The 12,742-nt window shown below is 47.7% G+C and carries 8 protein-coding genes; all 8 read left to right on the top strand.

What is annotated here, in order from left to right; all coding sequences use genetic code 11:
* Nucleotides 1-7 precede the first annotated feature (7 nt).
* From tssK to I2494_RS07540, 8 genes are read left to right on the top strand one after another with little or no spacing between them, the layout of a single operon-like run.
* Nucleotides 8-1,351, top strand: a complete 1,344-nt coding sequence (tssK, locus tag I2494_RS07575; RefSeq protein WP_218466456.1) for a type VI secretion system baseplate subunit TssK — start codon at nt 8-10, stop codon at nt 1,349-1,351.
* Nucleotides 1,351-2,115, top strand: coding sequence for a type IVB secretion system protein IcmH/DotU (icmH, locus tag I2494_RS07570; RefSeq protein ID WP_218466455.1), 765 nt, complete (start codon nt 1,351-1,353; stop codon nt 2,113-2,115). Before tssK ends, icmH begins: the two co-directional genes overlap by 1 nt.
* A gap of 12 nt (nt 2,116-2,127) precedes the next feature.
* Entirely contained in the window at nt 2,128-4,839 is a 2,712-nt protein-coding gene (tssH, locus tag I2494_RS07565; protein ID WP_218466454.1) for a type VI secretion system ATPase TssH, read from the top strand.
* Nucleotides 4,830-5,516, top strand: a complete 687-nt coding sequence (gene vasI / locus I2494_RS07560; RefSeq protein ID WP_218466453.1) for a type VI secretion system-associated protein VasI — start codon at nt 4,830-4,832, stop codon at nt 5,514-5,516. Before tssH ends, vasI begins: the two co-directional genes overlap by 10 nt.
* A 7-nt stretch (nt 5,517-5,523) precedes the next feature.
* On the top strand, nt 5,524-6,924 hold the full coding sequence (gene tssA, locus I2494_RS07555) for a type VI secretion system protein TssA (RefSeq protein WP_218466452.1): 1,401 nt from the start codon (nt 5,524-5,526) through the stop codon (nt 6,922-6,924).
* The gene (gene tssM, locus I2494_RS07550; protein ID WP_218466451.1) at nt 6,921-10,460 is read left to right on the top strand and encodes a type VI secretion system membrane subunit TssM; all 3,540 of its coding nucleotides are present in this window, start codon (nt 6,921-6,923) and stop codon (nt 10,458-10,460) included. Before tssA ends, tssM begins: the two co-directional genes overlap by 4 nt.
* A 48-nt stretch (nt 10,461-10,508) precedes the next feature.
* Nucleotides 10,509-11,855 (top strand): type VI secretion system ImpA family N-terminal domain-containing protein, encoded by a 1,347-nt coding sequence (locus I2494_RS07545; RefSeq protein ID WP_218466450.1) that lies wholly within the window; start codon nt 10,509-10,511, stop codon nt 11,853-11,855.
* Between the two features lie 39 nt (nt 11,856-11,894).
* Nucleotides 11,895-12,668: a hypothetical protein gene (locus I2494_RS07540; protein ID WP_218466449.1), complete on the top strand. Its 774-nt coding sequence runs from the start codon at nt 11,895-11,897 to the stop codon at nt 12,666-12,668.
* Nucleotides 12,669-12,742 lie beyond the last annotated feature (74 nt).

Here is a 12,742-nt window from a genome sequence, read left to right as displayed (position 1 = left end):
GAATAACATGGCAAATAAGAATCGCGTAATTTGGCGTGAAGGGCTTTCAATAGCGCCACAGCATCTGCAACAACAGCAGAGACACATTGATTATTTAGTTCATGGCAGAGTGGATGCCGCGGTCAATTACGCTTATGGCTTCAGCAGACTCGCTATTGACCATGAGATGTTGAAACTAGGGCGCGTCAGTATTACCGATGCGGCAGGCGTCATGCCGGACGGAACTCTGTTCGATATTCCTTTTGAAGATATTCCCCCTCAGCCAATTGAGATCCGTGATATTCCCAGCACCGATAGCCGTGATATCTATCTGGCGCTACCGATTGTTAGCGATGCGATTACGGAGATCCATCATGACTCGGATAACCTGTCTGAAATATCTCGTTTTAAACATCATCCGCATCAGATCAGGGATTTACATACCCAAAACGGGAACTATGTACAGGTGAGCATTGCCCGTCTGGCTCCTCGTTTGATTAGAGGTTCCGACAACCTGAGTGCCTACACACTGCTGCCGCTGTGCCGCATAAAAGAAGTGGGTGCCGATGGTATGTTAACGCTGGATGAAACCTTTATTCCTACCATTTCTAAAGTTCGGGTAGCCCAGCATCTGCAAACTTTTCTGGAGGAAGTGGCAAACCTGGTAGCGGAACGGGCAAGGCAACTGTCGGATAAAATTGGTTCTCCGACTCAACAAGGAATATCCGGCGTGGCTGAATTCTTAATGTTGCAGTTGCTAAACTCTGCCAAACCAACCTACCGCCATCTGGCTCACACTCAGATCGTGCATCCGGAAACCCTGTATTTGATGCTGACCAAAACCTGTTCAGAGTTAATGACATTTACCTCTGAGTCGAAAACAGCCCAGGATTTCCAACTGTATAACCATGATGACCTGACCCGTACCTTCAAAGATTTAATCCTGAAAACCCGTTTGGCATTAAGCATTGTTCTGACACCAAGAGCGGTTCCAATTCCACTGGTCGATCGCAGCGGTGTACATACCGGGGTAATCAACGATGTAGAACTGTTAAGAACCGCTAACTTCGTACTGGCCGTCAAAGCACAGCTACCTCAGGATCAGCTTATTCGCCTGTTTGTACAGCAAACTAAAATTTCGACCCCAACCAAAATCGAACATCTGGTTCGCGTGCAGCTACCGGGTATTCCGCTTACCCCACTGTCTGCCGCACCGCCTCAACTGCCATTCCATGCAGGATACATCTATTTCCAACTGGACAGTCAGGCAGCGGAATGGGAAGAGGTTATCAAGTCAAACAGCATTGCTTTCCACGTTGCCGGTAATTTCCCTGAGCTTGACCTGCAATTCTGGGCAGTAAGGAGTAAATAATGAGTGAACAGCCGCTATGGCACGGAGCCGACCAGTCCAGCCGCTATTTGAACAAGCTGGAACAGTACTCATTAACCCTGCGCGGGCGCAATGTTAACCCGATTATTGATGCTGCCACGCCGCTGTTGGGCATGATCCTGCGTATGCAGGATCTCTCGGTGGATCTTCCGGAGCCTGACTACCTGTATCGTCAGGTTCAAACTGATATCGAAAGCATTGAACAGTTTTTAGAAATGGAGGGCTATGAGCCCGGTTCAATTGTGACGTTCCGCTATGTGCTCTGTACTTTTATTGATGAATGCGTGATGAGTGCCGACTCATCACTGGCCAAATACTGGAGCCACAAATCGCTGCTCATTCACTTTCATAATGAAGGCTGGGGCGGTGAGCGGGTATTCCAGATTACTGAGCGTTTAATGAATGAACCTAAACGCTACAAAGATATGCTGGAATTTATTTATCTGTGCTTTGGTCTGGGTTTCCGCGGCCGTTACAAAGTGCAGAATGCCAACAACGATGAATTTGAACGACTATTCCGTCGGTTGCAAAGTCTGTTGCAATCACTCAATGGCGAGCCTGCATCAACCCGTCTGCATATGGGTGCTAAAAAACCTGCCCGCTACTTTTTACCCAAACAGTTGACCACCCGCCACATTGTCATTGGTGCGGTAGGCATTCTGCTACTGGCCTATTTTATCTACCTGTCCAAACTTAATTCGCAAAGCGCCAGTATTTTAGAACAACTGAATATGCTGCTTAAATAAAAGGAATTAGCGATGATCCGTATTGAACTGCCAAAATTAATCCAACAGCTAAATCCCGTTAGCCGACATATCTTTGAAAGTACTGCTGCAATCTGCGTGAACTCACAAAGTTCCGAAATTACCGTATCGCACTTTCTGTTGCAGAGCCTGGAAACTGTACTCTGTGATATTCGGCAAATTTTATCTAAAGCCAATATTGAACCCGAAAGCCTGCGCCAGCTATTGGAACAAACTCCGGTGGATAACGCCCAACAGGGACAAACTACCCCCAGTTTCTCCCCTCTCTTAGTTGAACTATTGCAAGATGCTCTGTTGCTTGGCAGCGCAGAACTAAAAGAGAGTAACCTGCGTACCGGCGTTATCTTACTGGCATTGCTGCACAGCCCTAATCGCTATGTGTCAAAACCGGTGGCGCAGTTGCTCACGCAAATTAACAAAGACTTGCTGCAAAACCAATTCCACCACTGGACTGCCGGTTCCGCAGAAAGCGTAGCCGAAAAGCCGACCGGCAGAACTCTTGGTGCCGGTGATGCCAGCGGCGGTGAAGCTTCGCTATTGGGTAAATATGCCACTAACTTCACCCAACAGGCCATTGATGGCAAGTTGGATCCGGTACTGGGTCGCGATAAAGAAATCGACCTGATGGTGGATATCCTTTCCCGCCGCAGAAAAAATAACCCGATTGTGGTTGGTGATGCCGGTGTGGGTAAAAGTGCCTTAATCGAAGGTCTGGCTATCAGAATTGCTCTTGACCGAGTACCGGATAAGCTGCGCGGCACTCAAATCATGTCCCTTGATTTAGGTGCGCTTCAGGCCGGAGCTTCGGTTAAAGGTGAATTTGAAAAACGCTTCAAAGGCATTATGTCTGAAGTGACACACTACCCTACGCCAGTGATTCTGTTTATTGATGAAGCCCATACCTTAATTGGTGCCGGTAACCAACAGGGCGGGCTGGACGTTTCTAACCTGTTGAAACCTGCTCTGGCACGAGGTGAACTCAAAACCATCGCGGCCACCACCTGGAGCGAATACAAAAAATACTTTGAAAAAGATGCCGCCCTGTCCCGTCGTTTCCAGTTGGTTAAGGTTACGGAACCCACCGCTGATGAAGCCGTTATCATCATGCGCGGATTACGTAAAATCTATGAAGAATCCCATGGGGTTCTGATTGATGATGATGCGTTGCAGGCAGCTGCCTACCTGAGTTCTCGCTATATCTCCGGTCGTCAACTGCCGGATAAAGCCATCGATGTACTGGATACCGCCTGTGCGCGCATTGCCATAAATTTGACCTCTCCTCCCCGGCAGGTTTCGGTACTGGAAAACACGCTACACCAGCTAAATGAAGAGATTGATTTACTGGAACGAGAACATCGTCTGGGTCTGAAAGATAATGCCTCACGCATCAGCGCGTTAAGAGCATTATGTGAAGATGCACAAAAACAGCTCGAGCGTATCAACGCGCTGTGGCAGAAACAGCAAACGCTGGTACATCGGATTATTGAACTCAGAGGGATTTTACTGTCTCCGGCAGAACCTCAGGCTAACACGCTGACGGAAACAGAGACAGAGACAGAGACAGAAGCAACGTCTGAGAACTCAGAGCAAGAGAGTAACCATGACGCAGCTCAAACCGAACAGGCATTGCTGGAAGAACTCACTCTGCTAAACATTGAGTTAGTCGAACTACAAAAAGAAGAGCTGTTGGTTTCCCCTCACGTGGATAAAAAGCAGATCTCCTCCGTGATTGCCGAATGGACAGGGGTTCCACTTAATCGAATTTCACAGAATGAGCTGTCTATTGTTACCGAACTACCTAAATACCTCAGCGTGGAAATTAAAGGTCAGGATTTGGCCATTGAGAACCTGCATAAGCATCTGCTCACTGCCCGTGCTGACTTACGCCGGGCTGGTCGTCCTCTGGGGGCATTTTTGCTGGTTGGCCCCAGCGGGGTAGGTAAAACCGAATCAGTGATTCAGATAGCCGAACTGATGTTTGGCGGCCGCCAGTATCTGACCACCATCAATATGTCGGAGTATCAGGAGAAACATACCGTTTCGCGCCTGATTGGTTCGCCTCCGGGCTATGTGGGTTACGGTGAAGGCGGTATTCTGACTGAAAGCATTCGTCAAAAACCCTATTCCGTCGTGCTGCTGGACGAAGTGGAAAAAGCCCATCCGGACGTGTTGAATCTGTTCTATCAGGCGTTTGATAAAGGCGAACTGGCAGATGGCGAAGGCCGAATTATTGACTGCAAAAACATTGTGTTCTTCCTGACCTCTAACCTTGGTTATCAAACCATTGTGGAGTATGCCAACCAGCCGGAAGAGATTAACGATCGCCTGTATAAAGAGTTAGCTGATTTCTTTAAACCTGCTCTGCTGGCGCGTATGGAAATCGTGCCTTATCTTCCGCTATCGAAAGAGGTTCTGACGGTTATTGTTCAGGGCAAACTGCATAAGCTGGAAAAAACGCTACAGGGCAAATTTGGCGCATCGGTAGTATTTGACGATGATGTTCATGAACAAATCATTGCCAGAGCCACTCGCTCTGAAAACGGTGCCCGGATGCTGGAATCGATTATCGATGGCCAACTGCTACCGCCAGTCTCCCTGCAATTGCTCAACAAAATGGCGGCCAATGAACCTATCGATTACGTTCGTTTCAGCATAGAAGATAACCAATTTATCTCCTATGTAGGTGAGGAGCCGATATGCGAATAGCCGGGCTTTCTCCTGTTCAATGGCCGTTGGCCATATTGGTTTCGCTGGTCTCTTTCTCCGTTACTCCGCAGCCTCAACTCAAAGACGCCGCAGGACTGGAGAAAAGTATGTTCCAGTGCCGTAATGAGCAGTCTCCTCTGCTGCGTTTAGCCTGTTATGACGCGCTGTTTAAAACACAGGAAGGCGCTGCACCACAAGCCGGCGAATCTGAACGTAGCGATACGGTAAAAAAGGCGCTGACGCTGGAAAAACAGCGGGAGCCACACTCAACCGGATTTTTGGTTTCCAGTGCCGAAGGAGCACTGTCGCCAGAGGTCATTATTACCACACCAGCGCTGGGGACGAAACCTCCCCGGCCGGTTCTTATTTTCAGCTGTCAGGACAACATCACGCGTATGCAAATTGCGTTTTTTACTCCGCTATCCAATAAACAGGAGAGCGATATCCTGCTGAAAACCAATACCGGGGTGTCGTTTCGCTCCCACTGGTTTATTCGTGATAATGGACTGCTGCTGGAAAGCAGTCGCGGGTTGCCTGGCATCTCTGAAATATCACGGTTGCTGAATGCAGAAACACTGCTGATCGAATCAGAAAACCCGGCATTAAACGGGCTTTCTTTCCCAATCTCTGGATTATCGAAAGAGATAGCCCCCCTTCGACAAGCATGCAGATGGTAAATTAGCCATGGAATTTATTGCACAACATCCCTGGCGCGATTTACTGCTTAAGCCACTCCCTCCGGCTCAGCAGGAACAGGCCATCGCGTCAAATAACAGCGACTGGGAATATATTGATTCTGAAATGGCAAAGCTGGGCACCATTAGCCATGAAACCGTCAATATCGCCGACGTTCAGGATCGTATACTCAATTTATTCGCTGAAGAAACGAAAGACTTTCGTCTGCTGGCTCATTTGGCCAACACCCTACAGCGCAGCGAGCGCCCTGCCAGTATTCTATTGGCAATTGCGCTATTGGCTGACTATGTTGAAGCCTATTGGGATATCGCTGCCCCGCAAAAGAATAAGCGACGCATTGCCCAGATGATTATTCAACGCTTCAGCAATGCGAAAGAGGCTTTTTGCACCGCCGCTATTGAAGAAGAACGAGAACAATCCACCAAAGAGTTTGTTCGCCTTAAACAGCTATGGCAAAGCGAATCTGCGCTCTGTGAAGAGCTGGATAAGCTAATCGTCAGTTATGCTAAATCATCCATTACCGAGCTGCCGGCGGCTCAAACTACCAGTCCGGCACCGGCCAGCCATAGCGCATTACCCTCGGCACCACAGGCACAATCAACGGCTACACCAAAACCACTGCCTCATGTTCATCTGGATGATTCATCTGAACGCGCCTGGAGTAAAACGCTACTTAAAATTGCCGAAATTGAAGCGGAAAGATCGTTTAGCACACCGCTCTGTTTTCAGCTGCGGCGTCATGCTATCTGGTTTAATGCCTCCGTTCCTCCGGCGGCAGGTAACCAGGTCACTACCGTTCCACCATTACCGGCAGAAAAAATCAGCGAATTCGATCGGGAATTCAGTCAGGCCAGTTATGCCTTATGGGCCAAAGTGGAAAATACTATCGCCTACTCCCCTTACTGGTTTGACGGCCATTATCTGTCAGCTCGTATCGCTGACAAGTTAGGCCATTCGGAGATTGCGGATATCATTCGCAACGAGCTGAAGTATTTTCTGGCACGTTTTCCTGCCTGCCAGTCTCTGTGCTTCTCTAACGGCGCCCCCTTTATGAATGAGAAAACCCAAAAGTGGTTTAGCCAAAAAGAGAGCCGTCAGGCAGCCAATGAAGAGTATGAACAGGCGCTGGCATTATTTAGTACCGAAGGATTACAGGCTGCGTTGGACAGTTTAGAGCAGGCCGCCAGCGACGAACCGCGTTCACTCTCCTATAGCCAGCTCAGCACCATTCAACTGCTCAGACAGGCGGGATGTCACAAAATAGCCAAACACCAGCTGGAAAATTTAATCCACAGGACAACTCAGTTATCCGCTCAGGAATGGGAACCCTCGTTCTTTGATAGCTGTAACGAATTAAAAGAGACCTTAGGTAACAAGGAGTCATCATGAAGTTGCCATCAATATTTAGGCCCCGGCTGCCAAAACTTCCCAAGCTTCCCGGCGCATCAAAAATTGCGAAGTTACCCGGTGGCTCTGCCATTAAAAGCAAACGCATTTTTATTGTGGTAGCAATATGGCTGCTGGCAATGTTCTGGATGTGGACTTACGGTGATGATTTTGAAATTCTGGGGGCTAAGCCGTTTTCCCCATCCGTTCGCCGCTGGCTGATTACCTTAATCACTATTCTAAGCGCCATGATTTGGGCAATGCTACATCTGGAGCTATCTAACCGTCGGCTGCGTATGCAGCAAAAGCAGACCAAACGCGAAGTGAAAGATCCGGTTGAAATGGAAGTGAGCGTTCAACAACGCTATCTCAACCGCTGGATGGTTAACTTACAAAAGCAACTGGCAGTAAAGAACGCGGAATATAAGTTACCCTGGTATCTGGTGGTGGGTAATCGAGGCTCAGGGAAAACCACCTTCCTGAAAGAGGGTTGTAAACTCAATGAACTGTATGCACCAGAAAATGAACAGCTGGTACATTGTTGGTTAAACAATCAGGCGGTGATCGTTGAAGCAGATGGCGTATTGCTGGAGCAACCCACTGACCATGCCCTGCCGACTCTGTATGAAAAATTATGGAAGAATGTACTGTCATGGTTAGTTGAAGTCAGACCGGTGCAGCCACTCAGCGGCATTATTCTGACGGTTGACCTTTACCAGTTCTGTACCTTTAATAAAATAGAACGAGAAAATTACATTGCGGCGTTAAAGGCGCGTTTAAATGAAGTTTCCAGTACGCTGCACACCAGCCTGCCGGTGTATATTGTCTTAACCAAGTTTGACCTGCTGTATGGCTTTGGCGCTATGTATCAGGCATTGGATAAAAAACAACGGGAAGAAATCTTAGGTATTACCTTCCCAACCGATGAGTCCGACTGGAAAAAAACGTTAAATAACTTCTGGCAACAGTGGCTTCACCAGCTCAACAGCGCCATGCCCGGCATGATGCTGAATAACGTTGACGTAAGTCAGCGTAGTCAGTTGTTTACCTTTATCCGTCAGATTAATGGCATCAAAGATTATGTTCAGGAACTGATCGATCACGGTCTGTTCTCTTCCGAACATAATCAATTCCTGCTGCGAGGGCTTTACCTCACCTCTTCACAGCAAAAAGGCCAAATGGAGGATCTGTTTGTTAAATCGGCAGCCTCTCAATACAACCTGCCGGAGCAGATCTATCCAAGTTGGCAAAGTCAGCTTTCTCACCCCTATTTTACCCACGAGCTGCTAAACAACCTGCTGTTTGAAGAGACTCAACTGGCGGGTAAAAATGAGCAATATCGCAGCGATACCCGTAAACGCTTGTATCGCTGGAGTGCCAGTGCCGCAGGCATTGTGGTGATTTTCCTGGCCGGCTGGCAGTACTTCTACTCTTACAACCATAAAGCGGGAGATGAAGTTCTCGCCAATGCCAAACAGTATGTTGAAATCGAACTGCCTGACCAAAAAGATTATCTGGGCGCCTTGCAGCTCCCCTTACTTAATCCGGTTAGTCAGGCGACGTTCGCTTATGGTGACTACAACAAACGCAGTGTGTTATCGGATATGGGGCTATATCAGGGCAATAAGATCGGCCCTTATGTGGAATCTACCTACCTGAATTTGCTTATGCAGCGTTTCCTGCCTGCCATTATGAATGGTCTTGAGCAACAGCTACTGAAAGAGAAAGAAGGCAGCGACAATAAACTGCGTATTTTGCGTATTATGCGCATGATTGAAGATGAAACCGGCCGGGATAAAACCGCCGTTATGAACTACATGATCGACCGCTGGAGCACGGCCTTTAAAGGCCAAAACGATATTCAGATTCAGCTGGAACAGCATCTTTCATATGCGCTCGACCATATCGACTGGAAAGCCGAGCGCATGAATAAGAATCGGCTGGCTATTGAGAGTTATCTGCCCTATGAGCAAAGCATCAAAGATGCACAGGTAGATTTACGTCGTCTGTCTATCTATCGCCGGGTGTATCAGGGGTTACATGGACAAGCCAAAACCGCACTGCCAAATGATTTAAACATCCGGAATCAGGTGGGTGCCAGCTTTGACTCCATCTTTGTTGCGGATAATGAAGCCCTGCTTAAAGTTCCACAGCTGCTAACGCGCTCGGGACTGACCAACTTCTTCGTACTTCAGGATGAGTCATTAATTAACTATACCTCGCTGGACAGCTGGGTATTGGATATCACTCAGGATGTAAACTACAGCAAAGCCGATCGGGAAGAGATACAAAAGCAGATCACGTCACTGTATCTGAACGATTACATCACCACCTGGCACAATGCCTATAACAATATTCATATCCGCAAATTTGCCGATATTCCGGACGCGATTGCCGGACTGGAACAGATCACCAGCGGTGAATATGTGTTCAAACGCATTATGGATTTACTGCGGGAGAATACTAATCCTAAAGATTCCGTGTTGGGTGATGGCTCAAAGCTGTTAAATACCACCGCTACCGGACAAGGGCGAGATTATAAATTACTTAACTATCTCAGCCACCAATTCACCAAAGAAAACAGCGTTACCATTGAAGATAAAGATCAAATTAGCGCCTTAGGCAACGTTAGCCTGAAGTTAACCGATTTGCACCGTTATCTGATGGCAATTCAGAACTCACCCTCACCGGGAAAATCAGCCCTGCAGGCGGTTCAGTTACGGTTAAGTAATAACAACAGCGACCCGATTTTCGAAGCGCAACAGTTATCTAAATCTCTGCCGGAACCCCTTGGCCGCTGGGTTAATGAACTGGCAACCGAAGTGTGGAACGTGATCATGATTGAAGCGATTCGTTCTCTTGAAGTGGAATGGAATGACAAAGTGGTCACCCCATACCGTCAGGGACTGGCTCAACGCTATCCATTCTCGCCAAATGCCAAACTGGATGTACCATTAAGCGAATTTGAACGCTTCTTTGGCTACGGCGGAACACTGGACTCCTTCTATCAGCAAAACCTGAAAGTGTTTATTGATAATGAATGGAGCATGAATGAGTCAGATAAATCGCTGATTCATCCAAATATTCTGCGCCAGTTAGAAATCGCTGAGAAGATCCGCCGCACCTTCTTTAAGAAACAGAATGGATTAGGTATTCAGTTCTCTATTCAACCGATCAACATGTCGGGCAATCGCCGTCGCGGCATTCTGAATCTGGACGGGCAGTTAGTGGAATACCGCCACTCCAGCAGCATTCCGGTACGTCTGATTTGGCCGAACTCCATGCGGGATAACGTAGAAAGTAAACTGACTCTGGTGGGTGGTGAACGCAGCAATAAGACCCTGAGCTACACCAGTGCCTGGGGGCTGCTGCGTATGATTAACTCCGGCAAGTTAACCAACGTCAGCAATAACTCGTTTGATGTGCGTTACGACATCGATAACGGTTACATCATCTATCGTGTGTTTATTGATGAATCTGATAATCCGTTTGCCGGTGGACTATTTAGCCAGTTCAACTTACCAGACACCTTGTATTAAGTGCAGTATGGCCGGACTCCGCGTCCGGCCCTTTTGGGAGGTTCGTTTATGCACAGGGATTTCCATGCCGGGGGCGACCCGCGTAATTACCTGGAATTTACAGAAATACGCAATGAAGTAAATAAGCTCAGCAACCCGGCAGCCTCTGAGGTTGATTTTGAGCTGATTAAAACCCTGTCGTCAGAATTGTTCAGCAAAAATGGTATCGACCTGCAAACCGCCTGTTATGCCACCTTGGCTGAGACCCGGATCGCCGGTCTGACCGGCTTTAGCGACGGTTGCACCCTAATTGCTGAATTGATTGAACGCTATTGGGATACGCTCTGGCCTGAAAGCGAAACCGCTCGCATAGAGATGCTGGACTGGCTGAATAACCGTATTGGACAAGATATCCGTAACTACAAATTTAAAGCGGCGGATATTCCCCTGTTACTCCAGTTAGAGCAACCGCTAAAACGAATTACCGAGGTATTGCAGTCACGGAAGTTAAAAAAAGAGTCCAAAGTTATTGAGCTGTACAAGTTTGTCATTAACACCCGTGAAACGCTGGAAAAGCGGGCAGTGGAGCAACTCAGACAGGATCGACAACAGGCGATATTACCTCCCGAAATCACACCGGAACCAGAAACTAAGTCAGTGCCTGAAGTCGTAGAAAAACCTGAACAGACTCAGGCACCGGTTCATATTCATCAGGCTCCTCAACCACCGGTATCCGTTAATTTGCCGTTCTCACCAGCGCCACCCGCCCCCAGAGTCAAAGCATGGCATGGTTTTATTGCTGGCGTATTACTTGCCAGTGCGGCGTTTATCGGCTTTATGTATGGTAATCAACAACCGCCACGTCTGATGGAAACACATCTGTTCTCACCGTTACCCCAGCAGGAAATCATTCAATATGCCAATCGGTTACAAACAGAGCCATTTTATCGCCCACAGCCCGATTTAACCGCTTATCAGCAACAACTGACCTCCCTTACCGGTCAGTCACCACTGGCCAGCCGATATTACGGTGACAACCTGAGTGCATTGATAGTTCAGCTATGGCCAGACTCCAAAAAGGCTGCCTCGGTCAAACAGCAATGGGAACAATTTCTCAGCACCCAGCGCAATCAAAACTCGCTAAATGATAATTACATTCAGGTGCAAAAAAAAATTGCAGCCCTGCTCCGTCAGCTAAATCAGGCAGAATCGCAACGAAATCCTCCGGCTTACGCGCAGTTAAGGAATTCCCTTACTGCCATTCAGCGTCAGTTGAGTGAGCAAGAACCGGTTGAAGAAGTGCTAAGGCAGTTGGTTGAAGCTGAACAGCCGATACCAGAAAAGAACCAGCTGTTGGAACAGCGGTTAAACAGTTTATTAAGTCAGTACCACCAATTACTCAAAGAAAAACGTTAATCAGCCCGATTGCAGTTTTACGCATAAAAGGACAACACCATGCGGTCAAATAAATATTTTGGTTCAGGACGCTTCCTGCCTCTGTTACTGCTGCTATCTGTAGCCCTTTCCGGCTGCTCATCCAATCCGGATTTTAAATCCAGAGCCGCCGGTTTAACCGCAAAAAATGGGCTAACAGAACAGGAAGTATTAGATATCGACCCTTTTGTCGAGATTACTGAACACGACATCCAGCAGGCGGTAAGAGAAGCCAGCAAGAGTAGCTTTCTGATCCCCAGTCGGGCACAAATTGTGTTAGTACAATCAGGTGCCACTGTGCCGGATGCAGTAATGCAGCAGGAAATGATGAATTACTTCAGCGTTTCCGTCTATTCAGGATTGTCACCATCCAAACAACGTTCTCCGGTTGCCAGAAAAAATGAGGAGCAGGAAGAGGCACCACAGCCTAACTATATCCGCTCCCTACGTCTGGCGTCCGCAAAAGCCAGACAGGACAAGATCATTGTCTACTGGGGAACCCTTGAACTGGGTATGCCGGATAAAGATAACATTCAGGTAGTCTGGCTGCCTTACCACAGTGGAGAGATCCCTAAAGAGACCAAACTACTACGCTACAGTATTCGCTTTGCCAGCGTTGATGTGAAAAACGGCATGTGGGTGATGTACACCCCACCCAATACGGAAAGTGAATTTATGAGCGTTCCTTTTCAGTCGGATCAAACCAAGCTGAATCAGATCATCAAAATTAAAGAAGAGTCTTATATTGAGGCGGCAAAAAACTTTGCGACTCATTTTGAGAAGATACGGCGCTGATTTAAGCCAATTTAATTATTCAAACTGAACTAAATAATCAGAAATAAACAGGCCATAATGCATCTCAGCAATAT

The organism is Limnobaculum allomyrinae, assembly GCF_016649425.1.
Lineage (GTDB): Bacteria > Pseudomonadota > Gammaproteobacteria > Enterobacterales > Enterobacteriaceae > Limnobaculum > Limnobaculum allomyrinae.
The sequence above is the reverse complement of the archived record's forward strand: the minus strand, read 5'-3'. Positions and strand labels throughout refer to the sequence as shown.

Excerpts from the sequence above, each read along its gene's own strand:
- icmH (WP_218466455.1), top strand. The coding sequence starts at position 1,351 with ATGAGTGAACAGCCGCTATGGCACGGAGCCGACCAGTCCAGCCGCTAT.
- tssH (WP_218466454.1), top strand. The coding sequence starts at position 2,128 with ATGATCCGTATTGAACTGCCAAAATTAATCCAACAGCTAAATCCCGTT.
- I2494_RS07540 (WP_218466449.1), top strand. The coding sequence starts at position 11,895 with ATGCGGTCAAATAAATATTTTGGTTCAGGACGCTTCCTGCCTCTGTTA.
- tssA (WP_218466452.1), top strand. The coding sequence starts at position 5,524 with ATGGAATTTATTGCACAACATCCCTGGCGCGATTTACTGCTTAAGCCA.
- tssK (WP_218466456.1), top strand. The coding sequence starts at position 8 with ATGGCAAATAAGAATCGCGTAATTTGGCGTGAAGGGCTTTCAATAGCG.
- tssM (WP_218466451.1), top strand. The coding sequence starts at position 6,921 with ATGAAGTTGCCATCAATATTTAGGCCCCGGCTGCCAAAACTTCCCAAG.
- I2494_RS07545 (WP_218466450.1), top strand. The coding sequence starts at position 10,509 with ATGCACAGGGATTTCCATGCCGGGGGCGACCCGCGTAATTACCTGGAA.
- vasI (WP_218466453.1), top strand. The coding sequence starts at position 4,830 with ATGCGAATAGCCGGGCTTTCTCCTGTTCAATGGCCGTTGGCCATATTG.